Source organism: Streptomyces koelreuteriae, assembly GCF_018604545.1.
In the GTDB taxonomy this organism is placed as follows: Bacteria; Actinomycetota; Actinomycetes; order Streptomycetales; family Streptomycetaceae; genus Streptomyces; species Streptomyces koelreuteriae.
The window spans coordinates 7,816,936-7,843,296 of sequence record NZ_CP075896.1; the positions used below are offsets into that span (position 1 = coordinate 7,816,936).

Sequence of the window (26,361 nt, forward strand, 5' to 3'; positions counted from 1 at the left end):
CGGGCGACACGGGGGATCGTCCGAGGCGGGCGAGCAGAAGCCCGGATGGTCGCCTCGGGCAGCTTGTTTTGGCGGTGCGGCCCTCAGCTCACGAGATCCAGGACCGGCCGCAGCCCGTCCGGCCGGTCGGTCACCGGCAGATGGTCCACGAAATGCACCCCGCAGCCCAGGGCCGTGGCGCCGCCGTCCGCCCTGCGGTCGTCGCCGACCATGAGCGTCCGGCGCGGATCGGCGCCCAGCGCATCGCAGGCGGCTGCGAACAGCCGGGGGTCGGGCTTCTGGATGCCGTGCTCGTACGACAGGACGTACACGTCGATGTAGGGATCCAGGCCGTGCGTGCGGAAGACCGGGCGCAGATCCCAGCCGATGTTGCTGACCACCCCGACCGGGATGCCCCGCTCGCGCAGGGTGCGGAGCACCTCGACGGCGTCCGGGTACGGGGCCCACGCGTCCGGGTGCATATGGCGGTCGTAGAGCGCGTCGTGCAATGTCGGGTCGGGCAGTGTGACTTGGCGGGAGACGCCGGTGTAGGCGGCCCGGTGCAGCTCGGCGCTCTGGTCCCGGATCCGCCAGGCGTCGGCCAGTTCCTCCGGCACCCGGGCGGGATCGCCACCGCCCGGCAGCGCCCCCGCGGTCTCCAGCGCCCGCGCCGCGGCGGCCACCTCCGCCTCGGCGAGCCGGATCGCGGTCCCGGCCAGGGTGCCGCGCAGCCAGGAGTCGGTGGACTCGACACGGAAGAGGGTCCCGGAGAAGTCGAACAGCACGGCGGTCATGGGGTGATCCTACGAGGACGCGCCCGGCCCCGGCGGGTGTTCAGGGATGCCGGCGCTGGTGCACCCACACCGCCAGGGCCACCACCAGCGCGCCCAGCAGCCAGCCGCCCAGCACGTCCGACGGCCAGTGGACGCCCAGCCAGATGCGGGTCAGTCCGACCCCGATCACGGAGACGACGGCCACGGTCAGGGCCGTACGCCACACGGCAGGGCTCACACCGTGGCGGTGCAGAAGCCACAGGAGCAGGCCGCACACGACCGTGGCGGTCATGGCGTGGCCCGAGGGATAGGCCGAGTAGTGGGCCGAGTCGACCGGGTCGGGCCAGACCGGACGGGGACGGTCCACGGCCGCCTTGAGGCCCTGCTGGAGCAGCGTGCCCAGGGTGACGGCCAGCGCCAGCCACACCGCCGTCCAGCGCGCCGCGAGCCGCACGACGAGCCAGACGACGACCGCCGCGCACAGCAGACGCATCGTCCAGGGATCCCACACCCAGTCGGTGAGGACGCGGAACGTCTGGGTGATGCCGGGTTCGTCGACCGCCCAGCGGTGGGTGGTGCCGGAGATGTCTCCGTCCGTGCTGATCAGTGGGCTCCATCTGACCGCGACGAGGGTCAGCAGCAGAGCCGAGCACAGGGCCAGGACACCGGCGAAACCGGCGGCGGTGCGGTGCTCGGGACGGGGCGGGGAGTCGACGGACGGGGAGTGCATGATGCGATCCTCGCCGAACCGGGGGCTCCGGATCCAGTGCGGCGGCGATCTTCCGGCCCGGGAGCCGCATGCTTCGGCCACTTCGAGGGCCGCGGCGCCGCATGCTTCGGCCATGTCGAGGCCCCGGCCCCACATGCTCCGACCGCTACGTCGAAGCCCTGGCGCCGCATGCTTCGGGCCGCATCGAGGCTCCCGGCCCCCGCGTCACATCGCCGGGCTATCCCAGCGCCCGCAGCCCCGGTACGAACGCCAGCAGCACCGGCACCACGGGCACCAGCGCGGCCGCCGCCGTCAGCCGAAGGCGGCGTGCCGCGGTCAGCCGGTCCGGGGGAGTGAGCAAACGGCGCACCCGCGCCGGGACATGGGCCTGCGGTGTCGGGCAGGGGCCGAACACCCCGCGATGCTCGTTCAGTTCGACCAGGGCGAGGGCCGTGGTCAGACGGCCGAAGCGGCGGGAGGCCGTGTCGTCGGCGGCGAGTTCGACCAGGCGGTGCATCTCGTCGCGGAACGCGGCGAACACCGGCACCTGCGGAAAGCCGCCCGCCAGGGCGGAGGAGCAGTTCAGCAGCCAGTCGTGCCGGGCCCGCGCGTGCCCCTGCTCATGGGCGAGCACGGCATCCAGCTGCCGGCCCTTCAGCCGGCGCAACGCGGCCGTGGTGACGACCAGTTGCGGCGAGGTACCGGGCAGCCACCAGGCGTCGGGCCGCTCGCTCTCCAGGACGACGAGACGGCCGGACACGGCCACCTCGCCCGGCATCAGCGGGGCCCGGACCAGCAGATCGGCACGCCGGCCGCGGCGCCGGGCGCGTGCCCGGCCGACCTCGCGGACCAGCATCGCCGCGCTCCACAGCCCTCCGCAGGCCAGTGCCACCGCTGTGGTCGCCGCCCAAGGGCCCGCCGTACCGAGGGCATAGGCCTCGACTGCGGCGCTCGGCGCCGTCGCGAAGACATGCCAGCCGACCGCGTGCCAGGCCGCCGCCGCGCTCAGCGTCATCGACAGCGCACAGCACACGAGTACGGCCGCCACCGCGCACTGCCACGCCCACAGCGCCACCACCGGCTCACGATCCGGCCAGTCCGCGCGGGCGAGCAGCCGGGGAGCCACCACGGCGGTCAGGGCGCCGAGCAGCAACAGTGCCGCGGGGAGCATCATGGAGGCAGCCTATGAGCGCGGCGCCGCCCAGGGGTACGACTTGTGGCGCCAAAGTGACGCAGGCAACGGCTCAGAGGGTCAGCAGCATCGCCACCATAGCGATCCCCATGGACAGCCGGCACGCCCGCGCCAGTTCCGGCCGGTCGCCCCACGGGGCGGACCCACCGCCCCCGCTCCCGGCCACGGCGGGCACCGGCACCAGCCGGACGCCGGTCAGCAGTACGTATCCGGCGAAGTACAGCAGCAGCGCCCCCGTCAGGAGCGGAACTCCCGATGCGCCCTGACCGTGCGCGTGCGCGGGCGAGACGGCCATGACGACGGACATGTAGACCATCGCCGAGGCTCCCGCCAGATGATGGAGATGGCGCGCCCCGGCCCGCGCCGCCCACAGCGCGTGCACCGCGGCCGCCCCGAACACGGACGCGTACGCGAGCCAGGCCCACGGCGGCGGGGAGAACACCGCCGCCGGAACCGCCATCGCGGCCATCCCGAACCCCATCAGCGCCTCGCCGCCGCTGCGCATCCGCACCAGGCAGTAGGCGCCGGTCACCGCACAGAGCGCCACCAGCAGCCAGCCGGACGAAGCCGGTCCGTGCACGCGCACCTCCCCGCTCGACAGTCGGTCCTTCGATGCCCCGGTCGTGCGGCGCGCACGCGAGCGCAAGGGTGTACACGGGGAGCATTCGACGGAGCACAGCAGGTGAGCGGCTCGATCGCTCGATATCGTTTACGAGTAAAACACCTGCTAATGTTGTGGGAATGAGCAGCGCGAACCCCACACCCGCCTCCCCGCCCGCCCGGCGTCTGCCGCTGGCAGGCGTGCTGCGCGTCGGCCGGCCCTCCGAGATCTGGTTCAAGCCCGCGCTGAGCGTGGTCGTGTCGATCGCCCCGCCCAACCTCACCCTCCTGGCGCTCGGCCGGCTCGACCTGGCGATGTACACGATGGCCGGATCCCTGTGCGCGCTGTACGCCCACAACCGCCCCTACGCCGCCCGGGCCGGGGCCCTGGTGTGGGTGGTGCTCGGCATGCTCGGCGGGCTCGCCGTCGCCTTGGTCGCCGCCTCGCTCACCGGCAGCGCCGTCGTGCTGGTCACGGTCGGCGCCCTGCTGGCCGCCGCGCAGAAGGTGCTGTGCGACGCCACGCGGGTCGGGCCGCCGGGCAATGTCGTCCTCACGTTCGTCAGCTCGGCCTCGCTGTTCGCGCCGCAGACCCTCGCCCAGGTCCCCGGCCATCTGGCGCTGGCCGCCGCGACGGGTGCCTGGGCCTGGCTCGTCTGCATGGCGCCCGCGCTGGTCCGGCCGCACGGGCCGGAGCGCCGCGCCACCGCCGGTGCGCTGAGGGCCGCGGCGGCGTACGCAGACACCGGCGGCACGGGTGAGGGGCATGCCCGGGCCCGGGCCGCGGGCTACGCCGCCGTCCAGGCCGCCTGGCAGTCACTGCTGTCCACCGGCGCGCCCTCCCGGACCCGGCGCGCCCTGGAACGGCTCGTCGTACGGGCCGAGGTCGCCCTCGCGGCGCCGTCGGAGTCGGATGCCGGGCGGCTGCGCGCGTGGGCCCGGGCGCTGCGCGGCACCGGGCCCGTCCCGCAGGCCGGTCTGCCGCGGGCGGCCGCCGACGAGTTGCTCGGAGTGGACGCGGCCCGCTCCCTCTGGACCCGGCTCGGCCCGCTGACCCCGCTCGCGGTGCGTACCGCGCTCGGCTGCGCACTCGCCGGCTACGCCTCCCTCGCCCTGGGCATCGGCCGCCCCTACTGGGCCCTGGTCACCGCAGCCTCGCTCTACCAGGCCAACATCGCCCTCACCTGGAGCCGGGCCGTCCAGCGGGTCGTCGGCAACGTCGTGGGCGTGCTCGTCTTCGCGGCCGTCGCCCCGCTCGCGCACCTGGACCAGGCGCTCCTCGTGCTGTGCTGCCTCGCGTTCAGCTTCGGCGCCGAGGTGCTGATCAGCCGCAACTACTGGCTCGGCAGCGTCTGCGTGACCCCCATGGCCCTGCTCATCACCGAGTTCGCCGGATCCCAGCAGCCCGGCGAGCTGATAACGGAGCGCGTCGTGGACACCGTCGTCGGCGCCCTGGTCGGTTTCGTCGCCGCCGTGGCCGTCACCAACCGGCGCGCGGGCGACCGCGTCGAAGGAGCCCTGGCCACCGCCGACCGGGCCCGCGAGCACGCCGCCCGCCTCCTGGCTGAGCCGGACCCCGACGCGGCCGCCCTGGAGTCGGCCCGTCGCGGCCTCGCCGTCGCCCTGGTCGACCTGCGGGCCACCGCCGACGCCGCGGCCGGCGAATGGTGGCAGCGCGCCCTGCCCCAGGAGCGGGTCGTGCTGGCCGAGCAGTCGGGACACCGTACGCTCGCCGCTACGGCACGACGCCAGGGGCTGCTCCCGGAACGGGGCACGGGCACGGAGACGGAGGACGCACGGCCATGACGGCGACGGAAGGGTCATCGCCCACGGGGGACAAGCCGGGATTCGACCCGCAACCGGCGCCCGGACCCGGGCGGACGGGGGACGACCTCACCGAGGTGCGCACGACCGGAGAGGAACGGGCCGGTGGCCGGCGGGGAGACACCGTCGCCGGTGTCGTGCGGCAGTGGCAGTCCGTGCACCCCGGGCTCGACACCGGGCCGATGGAGGTCATCGGCCGGATCAACCGCTGTGCCGCCCTCCTGCAGCAGGCCGAGGACGCGCCGCTGCGCCGAGCGGGGCTGAGCCGCCCGGAGTTCGATCTGCTGGGCGCGCTGCGCCGCACCGGGCACGAACTGTCCCCCGGGGAGCTGGCCCGGGAGACCTTCTCCTCGGGCGCCGCCGTCACCAAGCGACTCAAGCAGCTCACCGAACGCGGGCTGGTGGAGCGCCGGGCCGACAGCCGTGACCGTCGCGTCGCCCACCTCCGCCTCACCGACGCCGGACGCGAACTCGTCGACGGTGTCCTGCCCGCCCAGCTCGCCTACGAGACAGCGGTCCTGTCCGGCCTGGACGCCCCCGAGCAGGGTGAACTCGCCGCTCTTCTCGGAGAGTTGCTCGGCCAGCTGGAGGGTCGCCTGGGCGCGCTGCGGGGCTGAACCGGACCTGTCCGGCCGGGGGCGTCCGCCCCCTCTGGCGTGCCGCGCCGGCCCCGACGTACCCTCACCCCGTACCGCACCGCGTGGCGGCCTCCAGCTCCTTCACCTGCCCGGAGGTACCCCATGCCCGCACTCGAGGTTCGCCCCTTCCGCCGAGCCGACCGCGACCAGCTCACCGACCTGGTCAACATGCATGTGGCGGCCGTCGTGCCCGGCGTCTCCGTCTCCGTGAACACCGTCCTCGGCGACCTGGAGCGGCAGCCCGGCGAGTTCATCACCGACCCGTGGGTGGCCGAGCGGACGACGCTCGTCGCCGAGCAGCGCCGGTGCGTCGTCGCCGCGGCCCATCTGCTGCGCTACCGCGCCGACGCCGAGGTCGGCGAGACCTACCGGGACAGCGCCGAGATCAACTGGTTCGTGCACCGCCCGACGGCGTCGCACTGGCCGGACGCCGACCGGGCCGCCGACCTGCTGATGCGGGCCTGCCTGGCACAGCTCGCCCGCTGGGACGTCCGCGCCCGGTACGCCGACGGCGCACTGCCCGCCCCGCTCGTCCACGGCCTGCCCCGCAACTGGCCCCACATCCGGGCCGTCTACGAGCGCGCGGGGTTCCGGCACACCGGCGACACCGAGGTCATCCTGATCGCCAGGGTCGCCGACCTGCCGGCGCACGAACCCCGGCCGGGCGTCACGGTCGAACGCACACTGGGGGAGTGCGGCACCCGCTTCAGGGCCTACGCCGACACGCACGCCCTCGGCTTCGTCGAGGTGGACACGGCCCTGGCCCGCCCCGAGCGGCACGCCCGGGCCGCGGGCCTGGCCGACATCGGCAACCTCCACGTCGACCCCGCGCAGGACGGCACCGGCCTGGAGCACTGGCTCCTGGCCCAGGCCGCCGACTGGCTCCGCCTGTGCGGCGTCGACCGGCTGGTCGCCTACGAAACGGCCGCCGACACCGCCAGGATCGAGCTCCTGGCGGGCGCGGGCTTCCGTGAGCTGACCCGTACCGACCGGGGCTGGGAGCACCGCCCCGGGTGATCTCAGATACCGGGCCGGTACCGCATCGGGTGGTCCGCCGGGACCTCGACCAGCACGATCGGCGTCCCGTCCGGGTCCGCGATCCACATCTCGACCAGGCCCCACGGCTCCTTCACCGCCGGCCGCACGATCTCGACGCCCTTCGCCCGCAGCTCCTCCTCCGCCGCGGCCACGTCGTCCACCTGGAGCCACAGGCGTACGTCCGGTGACGGGGGAGTCTCGGACCGGCCCGCGACCTCGAGGAAGCCACCGCCCGTGAAATAGACCGTGCCGCGCTCGGGACCCGTGCCGAACTCCCGGTAGACGGCGAGGCCGAGCTGTTCGCCGTAGAAGGCGCGGGAGCGCTCGGGGTCGGACGGGCGGAGCAGGATTCGGCTGCTCAGTACATGCACCATGCACGAGAGCCTAGTGGCGGCGCTAGTCTCGTCCCTGCCCGAGCCACGCCCCGAAACGGAGACACCCGCCCATGGACACCGCCGCCACCGGACTGACCTTCCGTGATGCCACCGACGCCGACGTGGACGAGCTGGTCGCCCTGATCGAGTCGGCCTACCGGGGCGACGACAGCCGGGTCGGCTGGACCACCGAGGCGGACATTCTCGAGGGGCAGCGGACCGATCCGGAGGGTGTGCTGGCCGTCATCAAGTCGGCGGACAGCCGGTTGCTGACCGTGGAGCGGGAGGGCCGGATCGTCGCGTGCTGCCAGCTGGAGCACCGCGGGGACCACGCCTACTTCGGGATGTTCGCGGTCAGCCCCCGGCTCCAGGGCGAGGGCCTCGGCAAGGTGATCATCGCGGAGGCGGAGGGGCTGGCCCGCGCGACGTGGGGCGTGACGGAGATGCACATGACGGTGATATCCGTACGCGACGACCTCATCGCCTGGTACGAGCGACGCGGCTACCGCCGTACGGGTCGGATGACCCCCTTCCCGTACGGCGACGAGCGCTTCGGCATCCCGCAGCGCGACGACCTGAAGTTCGAGCTGCTGGTGAAAGAGCTCGGCTAGCGGCTAGGCCGTGAAGCGGCCCGTGCGCTTGATGTCCGGGTGGTCGGTGGTCGCGCCGTCCAGGCCGAACGCCCGGACCAGCCGCAGATGGTCCTGGGTGTTCACCACCCAGCCGATGATCCGCAGGTCCGCCTTCCGCGCACGCTCGACGACCTCCAGGGTGAGCCGGCGGATGTTCAGGCAGACGGTCTCGGCGCCGACCGCGACGGCGCGGTCCACGATGTCGGTGCCGTAGCGGCTGGCGATCAGCGCGGTCCGCACACCCGGCACCAGTGGCTTGATCTCGGCGATCGCCTCGTCGTGGAACGAGGAGACCTCCACCCGCCCGGCCAGCCCGCGCTGGTTCATCACCTCGGCCAGGGCCCGCGCCGCCTGCGCGTCCTTGATCTCCGCCTGGAGCGGCGCCTGGACGGCCTCCAGGACCTCTTCGAAGACCGGCACCCGCTCACCCCGCCCCGCGTCCAGGGCGCGCAGCTCGGCGAGGGTCTTCTCGGCGATGGGCCCGCTGCCGTCGGTCGTGCGGTCCACGTCCGTGTCGTGCATGACGACGAGCGCGCCGTCCTTGCTCAGATGCAGGTCGAGTTCGATGGCGTCGAGGCCGGCCTCCTCGGCGGCGACGAAGGACCGGAGGGTGTTCTCGGGCTCCACACCCATGATTCCGCGGTGACCGATGGTGAGGAAGTTCAAGACGCGACTCTCTTCCGTCGACAGGCGGCACTGGAGGCCTTACGGCCCACCAGGACCGTATCGCCTGTACCCGCCCTCTGCAGAGGGCGAGGGCATGGTCGACGGACATCCGGGCACAAGCATGGCCGACAGGAAAAAGTGCGGCGAACCACAGGGTGCGGCAGGATAATTTTCGGATGCTGCCCTTGCTGGGAGGAACCTCGTGTGTATACGGTCGAGGTACGCGAGATTCTCCCGTGGAAGGTGGGACATGACGGAAATTCTTGTGCAGGTGGGTTCGGAGGGCCTGGTTCCTCCCGTGGCCAGGGTGGTGGAGCACCCGGCATGGCCCGTGCTCAAGGATGCCGTGGAGCGGATCCGGCCATGGCAGTCCAAGGACGGGTCGATCGACTTCGCAGCCGAGGGCGCTCCGGAGCCCGCGGACGCCGAGCTGGCCATCCGCCGGGCCGCCGACGCGGTGCTGGAGCTCTCCCCGCTGCTCCCGCACGACGCCGCCTACCACGAGGCCCTGGTCAAGGACCTGCGCCGATGGGCCGACAGCGGCTTCGAGGTGCCCGACTTCCTCGACTCCCTGCTGGCCTTCCAGCCCGCGGCGAGCCGCGCCGACGGCCTCCAGCACCTGGTCGTCTTCCCGATGTACACGCAGAACGGCAACCCGGACCGCAACCTCGAAGCGGTCGTCCTGCGCATGGTCTGGCCCGACTGGCTGTCGGAGCTGGAGCGCACGCGCTACGACAACCCGCTGTTCTGCGGCATCAAGTTCGAGGACTTCACGGCCGGCTACGACACCAACTCCGCCGTCCTGTTCCCCGAGACCATCGCCGTGCGCGAGGCACCCGAGCGCTTCAGCTGGGGCGGCATCTTCTGCGACCGCGAGGCCGCCCGCTTCCGCCGGGTGACCGACGCCGCCGTCGACATCCTGGGCCTTCAGCTGCCCGAGGACGTCGCCGCGATGGTCCACGACCAGAAGCGCTGCGAGGAGGCGTTCGTCCTGTGGGACATGGTCCACGACCGCACCCACAGCCACGGCGACCTGCCGTTCGACCCGTTCATGATCAAGCAGCGGCAGCCGTTCTGGATGTACGGCCTGGAGGAGCTGCGCTGCGACCTCACCGCCTTCAAGGAGGCCGTGAAGCTGTCGGCCGAGGGCGTCCCGCAGGCCCGTGACGTGCAGGTCGCGGTGCTCTTCGACCGTATGTTCCGCTTCCCGGTCACCGGCGAGCGCGTGCGCAACTACGACGGCCTCGGCGGCCAGCTCCTCTTCGCCTACCTGCACAAGCACGACGTCGTCCGCTGGACCGACAACAAGCTGACCATCGACTGGGAGCGTGCCCCGCAGGTCACCAACCAGCTGTGCGCCGACATCGAGCAGCTCTACCGCGACGGCATCGACCGCCCCAAGCTCGTGCACTGGTTTGCCGGATACGAGCTGGTCTCCACGTACCTCTCCCCGCACCCGGGCTCGAAGTGGGCCAAGGGCCCCGAGGCCCTGGACGTGACACAGCCGCCCCGGAAACTCGTCGATGACGTGCTTCCGGACGAGTTTCCGCTGAGCATGTTCTATGAGGCACTGTCCAAGAAGCTGAAGAACGTGATCGCCTCCACCAAGGGCATCACGGCGGACGGCGCCGAGCGGATCGCCGCGTGAGCGGCGGAAACCTCCGCGGAACCGAGAACACTGCTCAGGAGGCGAAGAAGATGGCGGGGAACGGAGCTCTCAGCGGTGCGGTGATCGCGGTGGCCGGCGCGGGCGGGCCCGCGGGCCGCGCGGCGCTGCTGCGACTGGCCGAGGCGGGGGCGACGGTCGCCGCCGCCGACAACGATCCCGAGCGGCTCGCGGAGGCCGTGGACGCGGCGCGCTACGCCTCGGGCGGCGCCAGCGTCATCGGTGAGCCCGTCGATCTGCTGGATCTGCAGTCCACCCGGGACTGGGCCGCGCACATCGAGAAGGACTTCGGCCGCGTCGACGGCGTGGTCCACCTCGTGGGCGGCTGGCGCGGCAGCGAGACCTTCATCAAGACCAGTCTCGACGACTGGGACTTCCTGGAGCTGCTGCTGATCCGCACCGTGCAGCACACCTCGCTGGCCTTCTTCGAGGCCCTGCAGCGCAGCGAGCGCGGCAGGTATCTGCTGATCAGCGCGGCCGGTGCCACGAAGCCGACCGCGGGCAACGCCTCGTACGCCGCCGCCAAGGCCGCCGCCGAGGCCTGGACGCTCGCGCTGGCCGACGCCTTCCGCAAGGCGGGGGGCGCCGAGGGCCCGACGTCCGCCGCTGCCATCCTGGTGGTGAAGGCGCTGGTGCACGACGCGATGCGCGCCGAGCGGCCCAACGCGAAGTTCGCGGGCTTCACCGACGTCAAGGACCTGGCCGAGGCCGTCGTGGGTGTCTGGGACAAGCCCGCCGCCGAAGTGAACGGAAACCGTCTGTGGCTCACCGAGAAGCCGTGAACCCGCCGAAGACCGACGCGCGCCGCCATCACGACCCGGAAGTCCGCGGTTTCGCCAGCGACAACTACGCCGGCGCCCACCCGGAGGTGCTCGCCGCCCTGGCCCTGGCCAACGGCGGGCACCAGGTCGCGTACGGGGAGGACGCGTACACCGAGAACCTCCAGAACGTCGTGCGCAGCCACTTCGGCGCCACGGCCGAGGCGTTCCCGGTCTTCAACGGCACCGGCGCGAACGTCGTCGCCCTCCAGGCGGTCACCGACCGCTGGGGAGCGGTGATCTGCGCCGAGAGCGCGCACATCAACGTCGACGAGTGCGGGGCTCCCGAACGGGTCGGCGGTCTGAAGCTGCTCACCGTCGCGACGCCCGACGGCAAGCTCACGCCCGAGCTGATCGACCGGCAGGCCTTCGGCTGGGACGACGAGCACCGGGCGATGCCGCAGGTCGTCTCCCTCACCCAGTCCACCGAACTGGGCACGGTCTACACGCCGGACGAGATACGCGCCATCTGCGAGCACGCCCACGCGCACGGCATGAAGGTGCACGTGGACGGCTCCCGGCTGGCCAACGCCGCCGCCACCCTGGACGTCCCGATGCGGACGTTCACCGACGCCGTCGGCGTCGACCTCCTCTCCCTGGGCGGCACGAAGAACGGCGCCCTGTTCGGCGAGGCCGTCGTGGTCCTGAACCAGGACGCCGTCAGCCACATGAAGCATCTGCGCAAGCTGTCCATGCAGCTCGCCTCCAAGATGCGTTTCGTGTCGGTGCAGCTGGAGGCCCTGCTCGCCCGGGACCTGTGGCTGCGCAACGCCCGCCACGCCAACGAGATGGCCCAGCGCCTCGCCGAGGGCGTGCGCGCCGTGCACGGGGTGGAGATCCTCTACCCCGTGCAGGCCAACGCGGTGTTCGCCCGTCTGCCGCACCAGGTGAGCGAGCGTCTGCAGAAGCGGTTCCGCTTCTACTTCTGGGACGAGGCCGCGGGCGACGTCCGCTGGATGTGCGCCTTCGACACGACCGAGGAGGACGTGGACCTGTTCCTGGCCGCGCTGAAGGAGGAGATGGCCCGCTGACCCACGCTGGTCATCGGTTGACGACGATCTCCGCGCTGTTGTTGCTCAGGTCCGGGTCGAACTTCCTGATGCTCAGCTCGGGATCGTCGTTGGCGGTGGCGACGGTGCTGCGGGCGCCGGGCACCACACGGTCGATCCGCAACGGGATCTCGAAGGTGTGGGAGGCCCCGTCGCGCAGATGGATGGGCGTCTTGCAGTAGTAGGTCCTCGGGGACGCCGAGCCCGCCGACGGCCAGCAGTCCTCCTCCGGCAGGCCTGTGACCGTGGTGCCCTCCGGTGCCCGGAACGACACCGTGGCGACGGCGGCGCCCACGCCCAGCGAGGCGACCCAGGCCGGGCCGTCGTTGTGCACGGTGACCCGGGCGGTCACGGTGTCACCCGCGGCCCCGGCGACCGTGCTGCCGGTGAGCCTCAGGTCGGCGGTGTTGCGGGCTTCGAGGACGACGCTCTCGTAGTCCTCCCGCGGACCGGTATCGGGCTCGGAGGCCGCCGGGCCGAGGTCCAGCTCCGCGTCCGTGCCCCGGGTCCACGTCCGGTCCCCGCGCATCTCCGCGAGCGCCTCGTCGGAGTACGGCCGGACGGAGTGGTCGAACCGCTCGTACAACGCCTGCTTCCCGACGCCGAGTTCGGTGGGCAGCGCGTACCGCTGCCCCGGCGCGACGGCCTCGTCCAGGACGCACAGGGCGAAGGTGCCGATGCCCTCCTCCCGGTACTCGCAGTTCGCGTGCCGCTTCTCGAGGTCCAGCCCGTACGAGGCGTAGAGCCACAGCAGGGTGCGCTCCGCCGTGCGGTTTCCGTTGTTGGCGAGCGTCGTCGGCAGACTCGTCCGGGTGCCCGGCGTGAGGTCCCGCCGGTCGGCGACCTTGCCGAGCGCGAGGTCCGGCCCGTTGGCCACGGCCACCCGTGTCTCGCCGGCGTGGGACGTCAGCTTCCCGGCGACGGCCGAGTAGCGCACGTACCCCGAGGCGCCGTCGTCCGCCCCCGGCAGCGCGCGCAGCGCGAACGTGGCGGCCCGTACGCTCTCCGTCCCGGAGGGCATCGCGGGCATGTCGCAGACCGCCTCGACCTCCGACTCGGGCACGCAGTTCGCGGGCCAGGACACCCGCGCGAACGAGGCGATCTCGCTGACGTCGACCGTCAGCCGCCCGGCCGGCACCGAGCCGTTGGCGACGTCACGGCTGACGTCCACGTCCAGGCTGCGCTCGGGTGCCGCACCGTCCGCGTCCGCGCCGGGCAGCATCGTCTCGTACGGTGCGTTGATCCACAGCATGTTCTGCGCGGCGTACGCGGGCCCGGCCCCGACTCCGGCCGCCGCCAAAGCGCAGCAGGCGACCGCGGCTCCGAGCAGGCGGTATGAGTGCTTCATGTCTTCTCCCTCGTCACAGATCTGCGGAGGCCGAGACATGTGACGTGGGGGAACGGTTGTGGCGGGGGCGGGGGGTTGCGGCGTGGTTCAGCCGATCTTCACAGGACCGCATGTGAATGCATAGCTATGCGACAATCTGAAAAAGAATTGCCCGCAGGTGATCTCGCCTTTAAGGTCTGTCCGCATGCAGCTGATCCAGGAAAACCCCGACCTCTCCGCCTACTTGGCCGCCGACGAGGTCATCGACCATCACCACCCCCGGGTGCGCGAGACCGCCGCCAGGCTCGCCGAGGGTGTCGCAGACTCGTATGAGTATGCGCGAGCAGCATTCGATTTCGTGCGCGACACCATTCCGCACTCGCAGGACTCGGGTGATCTCCGTGTCACCTGGCGCGCTTCGGATGTCCTGGAACAGCGCACCGGCATCTGCTACGCCAAGGCGCACGCGCTCGCGGCGCTGCTACGGGCCGAGGACATCCCGACCGCGCTGTGCTACCAGGAACTGGGGGTGGTGCACGGTCTGGTCGCCGTGCGGTTCGCCGGGGCGTGGCACCGGCAGGACCCCCGGGGCAACAAGCCGGGGGTGGACGCGCGGTTCTCCCTGGGCGGTGAGCGCCTCGCCTTCACGCCCGATCAGGCGTCCGGGGAGACGGACTGCCCGATTCTGTACGCCGCGCCTCACCCGGTGGTGCTCGACGCCCTCACCTCGGCCCGTGACCGGCCCCACTTGTGGGAGACGCTCCCCGCGGCACTGTGAGGGCGCCGGTCAGTGCGCCTCCGCCGCCCGCACCTGCTCCGGCGTCGGTGCCGTGCCGCCGAGGTGGGCCGGCATCCACCAGGTGTCCTCCGGGCCCTTCGGGCGCACGGGGTAGGCGCGCTGGGCGGCCTCGAGCAGCTCCTGCACGCGCTCGCGGAGCTGACGCGTGATCGCGCCCGCGTACTTGTCGCGGGAGGCCTCGATCGCCTCGCCGACCCGGATCGTGATGGGGATGTGGCTGCGCTTGAAGTTGCGGGGGTGGCCCTTGGTCCACAGCCGCTGCGTGCCCCACACCGCCATCGGGATCAGGGGGACACCGGCCTCCTGCGCCATGCGCGCCGCGCCCGACTTGAAGCTCTTCAGCGTGAACGACTGCGAGATGGTCGCCTCCGGGAAGACCCCGACGATCTCACCCGACCGCAGCGAGTCCAGGGCGTGCGCGTAGGCCGTCTCGCCCTGCTTGCGGTCCACGGGGATGTGCTTCATGCCGCGCATCAGCGGGCCGGAGACCCGGTGCCGGAACACGGACTCCTTCGCCATGAAGCGCACGAGACGTTTCTGCGGCAGGGCCGCCAGACCGTCGAAGACGAAGTCCAGGTAGCTGATGTGATTGCTCACCAGCACGGCGCCGCCCGAGCGCGGGATGTTCTCCGAACCCTGGCAGTCGATCTTGAGGTCCCACACCTTGAACAGCGTGCGGGCGAAACCGACGACGGGACGGTAGACGAGCTCTGCCATGGGCGGGCCGGACCCTTCCTGCTCTGCCTGGGAAGGGATTCCCAGCGGAAAGTTACGCAGCCGTAGGTTTACGGCTTGTCGCAGATCGTGCCCGAAGAACGGCCGGGTAGCCAGTCCTCGTGCCCGCCGCGGAGGAGATTCTCGTCACGTCGCCCGTGTGACCCCACCTCGTGCTTTTACGCCCGTATTACTCCGCGCGCACCGCCACCCGCCGTACGAGCAGGTACAACTCGCAGCCCAAGCAGTACCCGAATGCCGCGTTCAGGAAGGCCGCCGCGAGCGCCGCGCCGGTCGCCGCGAGTCCCAGCCAGTCGGGCCCCAGGGTGTAGCCGACGAGCCCGAGTCCGGCGAAGAGCAGGCCCACCGCCTGGGCGAAACGCGGCGGTTCGGGCGCCTCGAAGTCGTCCGGCGGTCCGAGTCGCGGCCGTACGGCCTTGGCGAACAGCACGCCGTACGGCGACCGGCGCACCCCGCCCGCCGCGCCGAGCAGGAACGCCAGCGTCTGCCAGGCCAGCAGCCACGCGCTCCCCGTGACCAGGACGACCGCCAGGACGACGGCCGTCACGGCCGCGCCGAAACGCGGCCCTCTCGCATCGATGTCCATGGGAATCAAGCATTCCGCAACGCGGCCCCGTTGCGGGCGCGGGAATCTTTGCGGTCTCGTGAACGCTTGAAGCGGATGATGACCGGACTGGTGGTGTGTGTTCTGGTGCTCGCGGCGGCGAGCGCCTACGGAGTGCTGCGACAGCGGCGGAGCGGGAGAGTGCGGGTGCGCGGGCGGGACGACGGCAAGCGGCTCGGCGCGGCGGAACTGGGCGCGGAACTCGGCGAGCGGGCCACGCTCGTGCAGTTCTCCAGCGCGTTCTGCGCGCCCTGCCGTGCGACCCGGCGGGTCCTCGGAGAGGTCGCCGGCGTGGTCCCGGGCGTGGCCCATGTCGAGATCGACGCCGAGGCCCAGCTGGACCTCGTACGACGGCTGGACATCCTCAAGACCCCGACCGTGCTGGTCCTCGACGCCGACGGCCGGGTGGTGCGGCGGGCCACCGGGCAGCCGCGCAAGGCCGATGTCATCGCCGCGCTGGGGGAGGCGGTGTGAGGTGCCGAGGGGGCCGGTGAGTGCGTCCAGTGAGTCATCTCCCACATCACGAAACGAACTTGACTGTGCACAGCATTTATCGTCAGCCTGACCCCATGCCTTCGGACCTCCTCGCCACGCCCGATCTCCTGCGCTCGGTCTTCCGGCGGCACGCGGCGGGAGTCGCCGTGATCACCGCTCGTGGCGACACCGGTCCGGTGGGCTTCACCGCCACCTCCCTCGCCTCCGTCTCCGCCGAGCCGCCCCTGCTGTCGTTCGGCGTCGGCACCGGCTCCTCCAGCTGGCCCGCGATCGCGGCGACCGAGCATGTCGGCGTCCACATCCTCGGCGAGCACCAGCAGGAGCTGGCCGCCACCTTCGCCCGCAGCGGAGCCGACCGCTTCGCTGAGCCCACCGCCTGGCGGGATGGACCCGAGGGTGTCCCCCTGCTCGACGGCGTGTCGGCCTGGCTGGTGGCCCGGGTCGCGGCCCGTGTGCCCGCGGGGGATCACCGGCTCGTGCTCGCCGAGGTCCTGCACGGGGACCCCACGGGCGCGGGCCGTCCGCTCCTCTACCACCAGGGGCGTTTCCGGAGGCTGGCCGACTGAGGGGCGCACCCCCCGGGCTGCGGGACCGTCGAGTTCCGGTTACGCTGCGTTGCGAAGGTCACAGTTCAAAGCGCTTGCTTAGCGGGAATGAACTAGGTGTACTGACGAGTAATATTTCGCTCGGAGCGTGGGTCGCCCCGACCGGAATCGGCCGCTTGAGGCGCCTATGCTGCGTGCAAGTAGGCAGCCGAGAAATGACGATTGCAGTAGGAGAGCCGGCGTGAGCTTGAGGATCGTTGTCACTGTGAAGTACGTGCCCGACGCCACTGGCGACCGGCACTTCGCCGATGACCTGACCGTCGACCGGGACGACGTGGACGGTCTGCTCTCCGAGCTCGACGAGTACGCGGTCGAGCAGGCGCTGCAGATCTCCGAGAACTCCGACGACGACGTGGAGATCACCGTTCTGACGGTGGGCCCCGAGGACGCCAAGGACGCCCTGCGCAAGGCGCTGTCCATGGGTGCCGACAAGGCGATCCACGTCGAGGACGACGACATTCACGGCACCGACGCCATCGGCACCTCCCTGGTCCTGGCCAAGGCCGTCGAGAAGGCCGGTTACGACCTGGTCATCTCCGGTATGGCCTCCACGGACGGCACCATGGGCGTCGTCCCCGCGCTGCTCGCCGAGCGCCTGGGCGTCCCGCAGGTCACCCTGCTGTCCGAGGTGTCGGTCGAGGACGGAACCGTCAAGGGCCGCCGCGACGGCGACGCCGCCACGGAGAGCCTGGAGGCGTCCCTGCCGGCGGTCGTGTCGGTGACCGACCAGTCGGGCGAGGCGCGTTACCCGTCCTTCAAGGGCATCATGGCGGCCAAGAAGAAGCCGGTGGAGTCCTGGGACCTGTCCGACCTGGACCTGGAGGCCGAGGAGGTCGGCCTGGAGGGTGCCTACACCACGGTCGACGGCGCGGCCGAGCGCCCGGCCCGTACCGCGGGCACGATCGTCAAGGACGAGGGCGAGGGCGGCAAGCAGCTCGCTGAGTTCCTCGCGGGCCAGAAGTTCATCTGAGCCCGGCATCCGCTGACCGCCCCTCATCTTTCGCAAGCAGGAGAGAAGAAGTCCCATGGCTGAAGTTCTCGTCTACGTCGACCACGTGGACGGCGCCGTCCGCAAGCCCACCCTGGAGCTGCTGACCCTGGCCCGCCGCATCGGCGAGCCGGTCGCCGTCGCGCTGGGCAACGGCGCCGCCGACACCGCCGCCACGCTCGCCGAGCACGGCGCGGTCAAGGTCCTCACCCACGAGGCCGCCGAGTACGCCGACTACCTGGTCGTACCGAAGGTGGACGCGCTGCAGGCCGCGCACGAGGCCGTGTCCCCGGCCGCCGTGCTGGTCCCGTCCTCCGCCGAGGGCAAGGAGATCGCCGCCCGTCTGGCGCTGCGCATCGGCTCCGGCATCATCACCGACGCCGTCGACCTGGAGGCCGGCGACGAGGGCCCGGTGGCCACGCAGTCGGTGTTCGCCGCCTCCTTCACCACCAAGTCCCGTGTCTCCAAGGGCACCCCGGTCATCACGGTCAAGCCCAACAGCGCGGCCGTGGAGGCCGCCCCGGCCGCCGGCGCGGTCGAGGCGCTCGCCGTGTCCTTCTCCGCGCAGGCCACCGGCACCAAGGTCACCGGCCGTACGCCGCGTGAGTCGACGGGCCGTCCGGACCTGACCGAGGCCGCGATCGTGGTCTCCGGTGGCCGTGGCGTCAACGGCGCGGAGAACTTCGCGGTCATCGAGGCGCTCGCCGACTCCCTCGGTGCGGCCGTCGGTGCCTCGCGTGCCGCGGTGGACGCCGGCTGGTACCCGCACACCAACCAGGTCGGCCAGACCGGCAAGTCCGTCTCGCCGCAGCTCTACATCGCCTCCGGCATCTCCGGCGCGATCCAGCACCGCGCCGGTATGCAGACGTCGAAGACGATCGTCGCGATCAACAAGGACGCCGAGGCGCCGATCTTCGACCTCGTCGACTACGGCATCGTCGGCGACCTCTTCGAGGTCGTCCCGGCCCTCACCGAGGAGATCAAGACCCGCAAGGGCTGATCGCCTCCGGCTGTGGAAGCCCCCCCCGTGACCGCGCGAACGGTCACGGGGGGTTCTTCATCCCAGGGTCAGCGAGGCCTGCACCGGCAGATGATCGCTCGGATAGGTCCCGTCCGCCGAGTAGGTGTTCATCCCGGCCCAGTGCGTGGTCACCCCGGGCGTGGTGAGGATCCAGTCGATGCGCCGCCCGCCGGGCGTGAGATCCCGGTAGCCGTGGTAGGTCCCGTAGGCCGGGCCCCGCGAGGCCGCCGCGTCCCACGCGTCCACCAGCCCGAGGTCCAGCATGAGGTCGTACACGCGGTTGTCGTGGGCGCCCGCGTTGAAGTCGCCGGTGACGATGACGGGCGACGACCGGTCCCACCCGGCGATCGTCTCGCCGATGAGCTCCACCGAGCGCTCCCGGGCGTACTGGCTGACACTGTCCAGATGGGTGTTGAGGACGTAGAACTCCCGCCCCCCGTCGGCGAGATCGGCGAAACGCACCCAGGTCACCATCCGCAGCCAGTCCGCGCCCCAGGTGTTGGAAGCGATCGCGTACGGGGTGCCGGACAGCCAGAAGTGATCGAATTCGAGCGGGTCGAGTCTGCGCGTGTCGTAGAAGATCGCCATGAACTCGTCCTTGCTGCCGCCCCCGCGCCCGGTGCCGATCCAGTCGTAGTGCTCGCCGAGATCCTTCTCGATCATGCGCAGCTGGTAGTAGAGCCCTTCCTGGGTGCCGATGACGTGCGGTCGCTCGCGGCGCAGCAGTTCTCTCATCACCGGCCGGCGCACGGTCCAGCGCGGTGTCTTGTCGACGACGGTCCCGAAACGCACATTGAACGTCATGACGTCCAGGGCGCCCGCGTGCTCACCGGCGGAAGCGGGCTGTGTCGGGCCCGCGGTGGTGAGCAGTGGTGCTGCGATGGCGGCGGCGGCCGCCGCCTTGAGCCCGTGGCGGCGCGTCACGCCGACCTCGTTCGGCACGTGGTCTCCCTCCCCTTGTGCGTCAGGATGAAGCTTGCCTTCTGGATACGGAAGATGAGGGCGGGTTGGCAGTGACGGAGGGTGAAGCATGGGGAATCACACTGCAAGAGGGTGTTGACCTGAGTGAAGATCGACAGTTAGCTTCGTCATACGGATTTTTGATTCCGCTGTACGGAAAATGGAGGGTATGGGATGGGGCAGGGCCGGCAGGAGAAGGTGGCGACGAGCCTCGCGGGCGCCGTCAGCGAGGAGATCAGCGCCTCCCTCGCGGCGGTCGACGCCGACCTGGAGCGCCGCTACCCCGGAGACCCCGGCACCCGTCAGCCCGTCCACACCGTCTATGTCCCCGGTGACGTCTTCGCCGCCGACACCGTCCGCTCCTGGGGCGACCGCGCCCTGGCGGCCCTCGACGAACACGCGCCGGACGCCGCGTCCTTCGCCGCCGTCCTCGGCCTCGCCGAGGAACTCGCCGAGCCCGTCCACGCGCGCGTGCGCGCCAAGCTGGAGCGCGAGCCGATCGAGGACCTGCGCGTCGACTTCGAGGACGGCTACGGCAACCGCCCCGACGCCGAGGAGGACGAGGCCGCCGCCCGCGCCGCCCGGCTGATCGCCGAGGCGTACGAGGAGCGCACCGCGGCCCCGTACATGGGCATCCGGATGAAGTGCATGGAGGCGCCCGTACGCGACCGGGGCATCCGCACCCTCGACATCTTCCTCACCGGCCTGATGGAGGCCGGCGGCCTGCCCCGCGGGCTGGTGCTCACCCTGCCCAAGGTGACGTACGCCGAGCAGGTCACCGCCATGGCGCGGCTGCTGGACGCCTTCGAGAAGGCCCACGGCCTGGAGCCCGGCCGGATCGGCTTCGAGATACAGATCGAGACCAGCCAGTCCATCCTCGCCGCCGACGGCACCGCCACCGTCGCCCGCATGATCCAGGCCGCCGAGGGCCGCGCCACCGGCCTGCACTACGGCACCTTCGACTACAGCGCCTGCCTCGGCGTCTCCGCCGCCCACCAGGCCAGCGACCACCCCGCCGCCGACCACGCCAAGGCCGTCATGCAGGTCGCGGCGGCCGGCACCGGCGTCCGCGTCTCGGACGGCTCCACCAATGTGCTGCCCGTCGGCCCCACCGAGAAGGTGCACGCCGCCTGGCGCCTGCACTACGGCCTCACCCGCCGCGCCCTGGCCCGCGCCTACTACCAGGGCTGGGACATGCACCCCGGCCACATCCCGACCCGGTACGCGGCCGTCTTCGCCTTCTACCGCGAGGGCTACGAGCAGGCCGCCGCCCGTCTCGCCCGCTACGCCAACCGCACCGGCGGCGACGTCATGGACGAACCCGCCACCGCCAAGGCCCTCAGCGGCTACCTGCTGCGCGGCCTGGACTGCGGCGCCCTCGACATCGGCGAGGTCGCCCGGCTGACCGGCCTGACCCGCGCCGACCTGGAGAGCTTCGCGACGCCCAGGCGGGCGGACCTGACGGCGTCCGCCTGACCGCGTCGCCGTGACCGGGCCGGCACGTACCGGCCCGGTCACAGCCGTCGCCGCCGGCTGTCGTCGTCATCGCCGCCCCGTACTCTGTACGCCACGTACTGACGTGTCGGTGGATCCAGTGGTGTCACAGGAACGGGGCAGCGGTGTCAACGGGGGAGTACGGGCAGACCGAGGGGGCCGGTCGGCTGCTGGCGGGCCGCTATCGCGTCACGGCCCCGCTGGGCCGCGGCGGCATGGGCATCGTCTGGAAGGCCGTCGACGAGGTCCTCGGCCGTGAGGTCGCCGTCAAGGAACTGCGCACCTACACCGATGTGGCCGGCCCCGAACTGGCCGCGCTGCGCCTGCGGATGCAGCGCGAGGCCCGTGCGGCGGCCCGGGTGCGCCACCCCGGCGTCATCGCCGTGCACGACATCGCGGAGGTCGACGGCCGGCCGCTCATCGTCATGGAACTGGTCGACGGGCCGTCCCTGGACGACGTCCTGCGCGAACGCGGCACGCTGGACCCGGGCGAGGCGGCAGGGATCGGCGCCGAGGTCATGGACGCGCTGTCCGCCGCCCACCGGGCGGGCGTCCTGCACCGCGACGTGAAGCCCGGCAACATCCTGCTCGACCGCTCGGGCCGGGTCGTCCTCACCGACTTCGGCATCGCCACCATGGACGACCCGGGCGACGGTTCGACCACCCACCTCACCCGCAGCGGCGAACTCGTCGGCTCCCTCGACTATCTGGCCCCCGAGCGCGCCCAAGGCGCCGACCCGGGCCCCGCCTCCGACATCTGGGCCCTGGGCGCCACGCTGTACGCGGCCGTCGAAGGGGCCTCGCCCTTCCGCCGTACGTCCACGTTCTCGACGCTCACGGCGATCGTCACCGAGCCGCTGCCCGAGCCCCTGCGGGCCGGCCCTCTCGGCCCCGTCCTCCAGCGGTTGATGGACAAGCGCCCCGAGTCCCGCCCGGAGGCCGACCAGGCCCGAGAGCTGCTCCAGTCGGTGGCGGACGCGCGCGGTACGGACACACCGACCTCTGTGCTGCGAGGCGCTGCGGCATCGCCCCAGCCCCAGCCCCAGCCCTCGCCACCGCCCCCGGAGACGGAGCGGAGCGTTCCGGCGGTACCGCCGGGGTTCGGACCACCGCAGCATGTCCAGCCGGGCAGCACCGCCCTCGCCGCCTCCGCGCCCACGAGCCCGGTCAACTCCGTCCGCCCGCCCCGCCGTAAGCCCCGTGTCCTGCTCGCCGCCGCGGCCGCCGCCGTCGTTCTCGCCGCAGCCGGTGTCACGGCAGCCGTGCTCAGCGACTCCGGCGACAAGGAAACGGGCAGCCGGACCGACGCCGCCCGTGCGGATGCCGCGGCCTCCTCCGAACCCGGCCGCACCGACGACGGCTCGAGCGCACCCCGGCCCACCGAGCAGGGCGACGAGAAGGGCAAGGCCCCCTCCCAGAAGCCCGACGGCAAGAAGGCCCCGGAGCCCACCCCTTCGGCCCCGTCCAAGCCCTCAGGTGGCAGCGACACCGAAGGCGGTTCCGGCGACGGCGGGACGAGCGGCGCTCCGACCACCCCGGCCCCCGAAGCGGCCTGCCACGCCATCGGCGGCGGCAAGTACAACTGCCACGTCTGGAAGACCGCCGACTCCCACACCGCCGTCGGCACCAAGGTCGGTGTCCTCAACGCGGGCACCAACTACTTCTACTGCCAGCAGAATCTGGGCCGCCGCGTGACGGAAGGCCGGTGGACCAACGTCTGGTGGGCGAAGACCGACGACGACAGCGGCAACACGGACGTCTGGGTCAGTGACGTCTACGTCAAGGGCGGGGACAACGACGCGCCGGTCCCAGGGCTCCCGGTCTGCTGAGACCCCTCCGGCCCGGAATCGACGTACCGTTCCAGGCCGGAGGCGGTCACCAGCCTCTCCTCGATGAACAGCCGCGTGCCCCGCTCGCACAACCGCCGGTCACCGCGGGCCCGTGAGCTGAACTCCTCGGGCACCGCGCCGAACAGCTCCCTGAACCGCGGCAGGGTGGAGAGCAGTTCGGTGAGCAGCTCCCGCTGGCCCGGGTGGGTGCGCGGCGCACCGGTGCCGTCGTGCAGGACCCCGTGCCGGTTGACGTACGCGTACGCGCCGGGCAGCCGGGTGCCGTCCGCGAGGTCGATCCGCACCTCGGGCGCGGGCAGCCAGGCCCGGTTGAAATTGCCGCTCGGCACCGGCGCGCCCTCGCTGGCGTCGATCACCGCGAGCTGCTCGTCGTCGAGCCAGAGGACGAACAGCTCCCGCACGGTGTCCGGGGCGCTGACGGGCGAGGCGGACATGTACCCCATGCGGCTCACATGCGCCGAGACGCCCGCGTCGACCCCCCGCACCCGCGCCTTGACCATCGGGAGCGGGGACATGATGCCGAACTCGGCCATCTTGTGCCGCAGTTGTCCCGGGCAGGCGTTGGAGCCGATGGCGAGGACCGGGGTGCGGTCCTCGTGCACGAGCTGCTCCAGCGGCAGGAAGCGGTCGCCGTCCAGAAGGCCGGAGTCGGCCGGCCACGCGCCCGGATACAGCAGCGGATGCTCGCGCGGCGCCTCGGCCAGGCCGAGGGACCGCAGCGTGCGATCGGTGAGGTGATCCATGGGCCGCTCAGTCCGCCGGGGGCAGCTCACCGGAGCCGCGGGTGATCAGCCGGGTCGGCAGCTCGACGCGTTCGGGGGCGATCTGGGTGCCGTCGAGCTGCCGGAAGAGACGTTCCGCCGCGGTGCGGCCGATGTCGGCCGCGTCCTGGGCGACAACCGTGACGCCCGGCTGGAGCAGATCGGCCAGCTCGATGTCGTCGAAGCCGACCAGGGCGACACGACGCGCGTGCTCGGCCAGCACGCGGATCACGGTGACCGTCACCCGGTTGTTGGCCGTGAAGATCGCGGTGACCGGGTCAGGCCCGGACAGCATCTCCTCGGCCGCCCTGCGCACCCGCTCGGGGTCGGTGACGCCGAGGGACATCCAGGACTCCGCCACCGGTATGCCCGCGTCCTCCATCGCGGCCCGATAGCCGCGCAGCCGCTCGGCGGCGGTGTGGATACGGGGCATGTCGCCGATGAAGCCGATCCGGCGGTGCCCGTGCGCGATGAGATGGGCGACGCCGCCGCGGGCGCCGCCGAAGTTGTCCGACAGGACCACATCGGCGTCGATGTAACCGGCCGGCCGGTCCACGAACACCGTGGCGACGCCCGCCTTGAGCTCCGGTTCCAGGTACCGGTGGTCGTCACCGGCAGGGATCACCACCAGCCCGTCCACCCGCCGTGCGCACAGGGCCAGTACCAGCTCCTGCTCGCGCTCCGGGTCCTCCGCGCTGGAGCCGTTGATCAGCAGGGCGCCGTGCGCGCGGGCCACCTCTTCGACCGAGCGGCTCAGCGGCCCGTAGAACGGGTCCGCGAGGTCCTCCAGGACCAGGCCGATGCTGGCCGTGCGGCCCTTGCGCAGCACCCGCGCGCTGTCGTTGCGCCGGAAACCGAGGGCGTCGATCGCCTCCTGGACCCGCCGCTCCGTCTCCGGGGTGACCCCCGGCTCCCCGTTCACCACCCGGGAGACCGTCTTGAGCCCGACTCCGGCGCGTGCCGCGACGTCCTTCATGGTCGGCCGGGTGCCGTAGCGCGTTGCGGATCGGAGGGGGGTCTGGGGCACGGTGCGGTGTCCTGTCCTGTCGTCCACGGGGGTGCGTCGGTCCGGGGTTTGTATGAGGATGTGGCGTCGAGCATAGAGCCTGGACAACGTTGTCAGGCTCGGGGGAGACTGTCCACCGCAATCTCCGGCCCGCGCACCCGTGCGGGACCGGTGCCGCTCGGCGTTCTTTCTCATGGTTGACGGGGAGATCCGACACTGATGCACACCGACCTCGTGGCCGCGCTCGACATCGGCGGCACCAAGATCGCCGGCGCTCTCGTGGACGGCCACGGCCACATCCTCATCCGCGCCCAGCGGCCGACGCCCGCCCGGGAGGACGGCGACACCGTGATGCGGGCCGTGGAGGAGGTGCTCGGCGAGCTCACCGTGTCGCCGCTGTGGGGGCGCGTCACGGCCGTGGGCATCGGCAGCGCCGGGCCCGTGGACGCCTCGGCGGGCACGGTGAGCCCGGTGAACGTGCCCGGCTGGCGCGGCTATCCGCTCGTCGGACGCGTCCGGGCCGCGGCCGGGGACCTGCCCGTGGAGCTGATCGGCGACGGTGTGGCGATCACGGCGGCCGAGCACTGGCAGGGCGCCGCCCGGGGCCACGACAACGCGCTGTGCATGGTCGTCTCCACGGGGGTCGGCGGCGGTCTGGTGCTCGGCGGCCGGCTCCACCCCGGGCCCACCGGCAACGCCGGCCATATCGGCCACATCAGCGTGGACCTCGACGGAGATCTGTGCCCGTGCGGCTCGCACGGCTGCGTCGAGCGCATCGCGAGCGGTCCCAACATCGCCCGGCGGGCCCTGGAGAACGGCTGGCGGCCCGGCCCCGACGGTGACACCTCCGCCGCCGCGGTGGCCGCCGCCGCCCGGTCCGGCGACCCGGTCGCCCTCGCCTCCTTCGAGCGTGCCGCCCAGGCGCTGGCCGCCGGGATCGCCGCCACCGCGACCCTCGTGGAGATCGACATAGCGGTGATCGGCGGGGGAGTGGGCAAGGCGGGCGACATCCTCTTCGCCCCCCTGCGCAAGGCTCTGAGCACCTACGCGACCCTGTCCTTCGTCCGGAACCTGACGGTGGCACCGGCCCAGATGGGCACCGACGCCGGCCTGGTGGGCGCCGCGGCGGCAGCACTCGCGAAGCGGCCGGACGCGGCCGCGGCCGGGGTGTGAGCACGGGCAGGAACGTTCAAGCGGTGGGGTCGGAGCGCCTCTCCGGCCCCACCCGTCCCTGAGCCGGAGGGAACCACTCCGCCCCGGCGCGGCATCTGGCCCGGCGTGAGTGCCGGGATGCTGTTCTTCGGGCTGGTCTTCATGGGCGGGTGGGCGGCGGCTCTCGGGGCGCTGGTGTTCGCCGTCGTCACGCTGGTGCGGGTCCGGCGGCACGAGTGGGTGCGCCGCCAAGGGCACCCCGCGGTGCGGCTGCTGCTGCCGGCGCCCGCTTTCCGGCGCTTCGACGTGGCGCTCGCCGTGACGGCCCTCCTGGCCGACCTGTGGTTCGTGTCGGCGATCGTCGTGTTCGGGGCGGACGGCGTCTTCACCGAGGACTGGATGGGCTACCCCGGCATGGTCGACTCCACCGGTCGGGGCTACCAGGCCGCGGTCGTGGACGCGCTGCGCTCCACCGCGTGGTGGACCGTCGGGATCGCGATGCTCGGCCGCTGCTGGATCACGGCGGGTGTGCAGGTGTGCCTCCTGCCGCTCGCGGCCTGGTGGATCGGAACGTTCGACACGTACTTCACCTGACGGGCCCCGGCC

At 72.1% G+C, this 26,361-nt stretch carries 28 protein-coding genes; 16 read left to right on the forward strand and 12 right to left on the reverse strand.

Annotated elements, in window-relative coordinates; genetic code table 11:
• Positions 1-83: 83 nt before the first annotated feature.
• The 4 genes from KJK29_RS35160 to KJK29_RS35175 form a co-directional block, all read right to left on the reverse strand.
• The gene (locus tag KJK29_RS35160) at positions 84-773 is read right to left on the reverse strand and encodes an HAD family hydrolase (protein ID WP_215123220.1); all 690 of its coding nucleotides are present in this window, start codon (positions 771-773) and stop codon (positions 84-86) included.
• A 40-nt stretch (positions 774-813) separates the two neighbouring features.
• Entirely contained in the window at positions 814-1,482 is a 669-nt protein-coding gene (locus KJK29_RS35165; protein WP_215123221.1) for a phosphatase PAP2 family protein, read from the reverse strand.
• 217 nt (positions 1,483-1,699) lie between these two features.
• The gene (locus KJK29_RS35170) at positions 1,700-2,635 is read right to left on the reverse strand and encodes a M56 family metallopeptidase (RefSeq protein ID WP_215123222.1); all 936 of its coding nucleotides are present in this window, start codon (positions 2,633-2,635) and stop codon (positions 1,700-1,702) included.
• A 70-nt stretch (positions 2,636-2,705) separates the two neighbouring features.
• Positions 2,706-3,233 carry a DUF5134 domain-containing protein gene (locus KJK29_RS35175; protein WP_215123223.1) on the reverse strand — a complete coding sequence of 176 codons (528 nt, stop codon included), beginning with the start codon at positions 3,231-3,233 and terminating at the stop codon, positions 2,706-2,708.
• Positions 3,234-3,394: 161 nt separating this feature from the next.
• On the opposite strand from KJK29_RS35175, the gene KJK29_RS35180 reads away from it, so the two are divergent.
• The 3 genes from KJK29_RS35180 to KJK29_RS35190 all read left to right on the forward strand — a co-directional run bounded on the left by KJK29_RS35180 (position 3,395) and on the right by KJK29_RS35190 (position 6,732).
• The gene (locus KJK29_RS35180; protein ID WP_215123224.1) at positions 3,395-5,059 is read left to right on the forward strand and encodes an FUSC family protein; all 1,665 of its coding nucleotides are present in this window, start codon (positions 3,395-3,397) and stop codon (positions 5,057-5,059) included.
• Positions 5,056-5,694 (forward strand): MarR family winged helix-turn-helix transcriptional regulator, encoded by a 639-nt coding sequence (locus KJK29_RS35185; protein WP_215123225.1) that lies wholly within the window; start codon positions 5,056-5,058, stop codon positions 5,692-5,694. The genes KJK29_RS35180 and KJK29_RS35185 overlap by 4 nt, the downstream gene beginning before the upstream one ends.
• A 123-nt stretch (positions 5,695-5,817) precedes the next feature.
• Positions 5,818-6,732: a GNAT family N-acetyltransferase gene (locus tag KJK29_RS35190; RefSeq protein WP_215123226.1), complete on the forward strand. Its 915-nt coding sequence runs from the start codon at positions 5,818-5,820 to the stop codon at positions 6,730-6,732.
• Positions 6,733-6,734: 2 nt separating this feature from the next.
• On the opposite strand, the gene KJK29_RS35195 is transcribed toward KJK29_RS35190, so the two are convergent.
• Positions 6,735-7,127 carry a VOC family protein gene (locus KJK29_RS35195; RefSeq protein WP_215123227.1) on the reverse strand — a complete coding sequence of 131 codons (393 nt, stop codon included), beginning with the start codon at positions 7,125-7,127 and terminating at the stop codon, positions 6,735-6,737.
• Positions 7,128-7,198: 71 nt separating this feature from the next.
• On the opposite strand from KJK29_RS35195, the gene KJK29_RS35200 reads away from it, so the two are divergent.
• A complete protein-coding gene (locus tag KJK29_RS35200) occupies positions 7,199-7,738 on the forward strand; it encodes a GNAT family N-acetyltransferase (RefSeq protein WP_215123228.1) in 540 nt (179 codons plus the stop codon).
• A 3-nt stretch (positions 7,739-7,741) separates the two neighbouring features.
• Here the strand turns inward: KJK29_RS35200 and KJK29_RS35205 are convergent, their stop codons facing one another.
• Entirely contained in the window at positions 7,742-8,425 is a 684-nt protein-coding gene (locus KJK29_RS35205) for a glycerophosphodiester phosphodiesterase (protein ID WP_215123229.1), read from the reverse strand.
• A gap of 250 nt (positions 8,426-8,675) precedes the next feature.
• Here KJK29_RS35205 and KJK29_RS35210 point away from each other — a divergent pair, with 250 nt between their 5' ends.
• From KJK29_RS35210 to KJK29_RS35220, 3 genes are read left to right on the forward strand one after another with little or no spacing between them, the layout of a single operon-like run.
• Positions 8,676-10,073, forward strand: coding sequence for a DUF6421 family protein (locus KJK29_RS35210; RefSeq protein WP_215123230.1), 1,398 nt, complete (start codon positions 8,676-8,678; stop codon positions 10,071-10,073).
• 50 nt (positions 10,074-10,123) lie between these two features.
• A complete protein-coding gene (locus tag KJK29_RS35215; RefSeq protein WP_215123231.1) occupies positions 10,124-10,873 on the forward strand; it encodes an SDR family NAD(P)-dependent oxidoreductase in 750 nt (249 codons plus the stop codon).
• Positions 10,870-11,940: a threonine aldolase family protein gene (locus KJK29_RS35220; RefSeq protein WP_215123232.1), complete on the forward strand. Its 1,071-nt coding sequence runs from the start codon at positions 10,870-10,872 to the stop codon at positions 11,938-11,940. Before KJK29_RS35215 ends, KJK29_RS35220 begins: the two co-directional genes overlap by 4 nt.
• A 10-nt stretch (positions 11,941-11,950) precedes the next feature.
• Here the strand turns inward: KJK29_RS35220 and KJK29_RS35225 are convergent, their stop codons facing one another.
• The gene (locus tag KJK29_RS35225; RefSeq protein WP_215123233.1) at positions 11,951-13,306 is read right to left on the reverse strand and encodes a DUF11 domain-containing protein; all 1,356 of its coding nucleotides are present in this window, start codon (positions 13,304-13,306) and stop codon (positions 11,951-11,953) included.
• 184 nt (positions 13,307-13,490) lie between these two features.
• Between KJK29_RS35225 and KJK29_RS35230 the strand changes: the two genes are divergently transcribed.
• Positions 13,491-14,063 carry a transglutaminase-like domain-containing protein gene (locus KJK29_RS35230; protein WP_215123234.1) on the forward strand — a complete coding sequence of 191 codons (573 nt, stop codon included), beginning with the start codon at positions 13,491-13,493 and terminating at the stop codon, positions 14,061-14,063.
• Between the two features lie 9 nt (positions 14,064-14,072).
• Here KJK29_RS35230 and KJK29_RS35235 read toward each other — a convergent pair whose 3' ends face one another.
• Both KJK29_RS35235 and KJK29_RS35240 read right to left on the reverse strand, forming a co-directional pair.
• Positions 14,073-14,801, reverse strand: a complete 729-nt coding sequence (locus KJK29_RS35235; RefSeq protein ID WP_215123235.1) for a lysophospholipid acyltransferase family protein — start codon at positions 14,799-14,801, stop codon at positions 14,073-14,075.
• A gap of 187 nt (positions 14,802-14,988) precedes the next feature.
• Complete coding sequence (locus tag KJK29_RS35240; RefSeq protein WP_215123236.1) at positions 14,989-15,405, reverse strand: DUF4395 domain-containing protein; 417 nt, start codon at positions 15,403-15,405, stop codon at positions 14,989-14,991.
• Positions 15,406-15,483: 78 nt separating this feature from the next.
• Between KJK29_RS35240 and KJK29_RS35245 the strand changes: the two genes are divergently transcribed.
• The 4 genes from KJK29_RS35245 (at position 15,484) to KJK29_RS35260 (ending at position 18,511) form a co-directional block, all read left to right on the forward strand.
• Positions 15,484-15,897, forward strand: coding sequence for a TlpA family protein disulfide reductase (locus KJK29_RS35245; RefSeq protein ID WP_215124563.1), 414 nt, complete (start codon positions 15,484-15,486; stop codon positions 15,895-15,897).
• A gap of 95 nt (positions 15,898-15,992) precedes the next feature.
• Complete coding sequence (locus KJK29_RS35250; protein ID WP_215123237.1) at positions 15,993-16,484, forward strand: flavin reductase family protein; 492 nt, start codon at positions 15,993-15,995, stop codon at positions 16,482-16,484.
• Between the two features lie 220 nt (positions 16,485-16,704).
• On the forward strand, positions 16,705-17,493 hold the full coding sequence (locus tag KJK29_RS35255) for an electron transfer flavoprotein subunit beta/FixA family protein (protein WP_215123238.1): 789 nt from the start codon (positions 16,705-16,707) through the stop codon (positions 17,491-17,493).
• A gap of 55 nt (positions 17,494-17,548) precedes the next feature.
• Positions 17,549-18,511 carry an electron transfer flavoprotein subunit alpha/FixB family protein gene (locus tag KJK29_RS35260; RefSeq protein WP_215123239.1) on the forward strand — a complete coding sequence of 321 codons (963 nt, stop codon included), beginning with the start codon at positions 17,549-17,551 and terminating at the stop codon, positions 18,509-18,511.
• A 57-nt stretch (positions 18,512-18,568) separates the two neighbouring features.
• Here the strand turns inward: KJK29_RS35260 and KJK29_RS35265 are convergent, their stop codons facing one another.
• Positions 18,569-19,474: an endonuclease/exonuclease/phosphatase family protein gene (locus KJK29_RS35265; protein WP_215123240.1), complete on the reverse strand. Its 906-nt coding sequence runs from the start codon at positions 19,472-19,474 to the stop codon at positions 18,569-18,571.
• Positions 19,475-19,666: 192 nt separating this feature from the next.
• Between KJK29_RS35265 and KJK29_RS35270 the strand changes: the two genes are divergently transcribed.
• Entirely contained in the window at positions 19,667-20,968 is a 1,302-nt protein-coding gene (locus tag KJK29_RS35270; RefSeq protein ID WP_215123241.1) for a DUF6986 family protein, read from the forward strand.
• Between the two features lie 143 nt (positions 20,969-21,111).
• Complete coding sequence (locus KJK29_RS35275) at positions 21,112-22,815, forward strand: serine/threonine-protein kinase (RefSeq protein WP_215123242.1); 1,704 nt, start codon at positions 21,112-21,114, stop codon at positions 22,813-22,815.
• On the opposite strand, the gene KJK29_RS35280 is transcribed toward KJK29_RS35275, so the two are convergent.
• Entirely contained in the window at positions 22,761-23,579 is an 819-nt protein-coding gene (locus tag KJK29_RS35280; protein WP_215123243.1) for a hypothetical protein, read from the reverse strand. The genes KJK29_RS35275 and KJK29_RS35280 overlap by 55 nt on opposite strands.
• Positions 23,580-23,586: 7 nt before the next feature.
• On the reverse strand, positions 23,587-24,651 hold the full coding sequence (locus KJK29_RS35285) for a LacI family DNA-binding transcriptional regulator (RefSeq protein ID WP_215123244.1): 1,065 nt from the start codon (positions 24,649-24,651) through the stop codon (positions 23,587-23,589).
• Positions 24,652-24,822: 171 nt separating this feature from the next.
• On the opposite strand from KJK29_RS35285, the gene KJK29_RS35290 reads away from it, so the two are divergent.
• Complete coding sequence (locus KJK29_RS35290; RefSeq protein WP_215123245.1) at positions 24,823-25,776, forward strand: ROK family protein; 954 nt, start codon at positions 24,823-24,825, stop codon at positions 25,774-25,776.
• A gap of 105 nt (positions 25,777-25,881) precedes the next feature.
• Positions 25,882-26,349 carry a hypothetical protein gene (locus KJK29_RS35295; RefSeq protein WP_251058015.1) on the forward strand — a complete coding sequence of 156 codons (468 nt, stop codon included), beginning with the start codon at positions 25,882-25,884 and terminating at the stop codon, positions 26,347-26,349.
• Positions 26,350-26,361 lie beyond the last annotated feature (12 nt).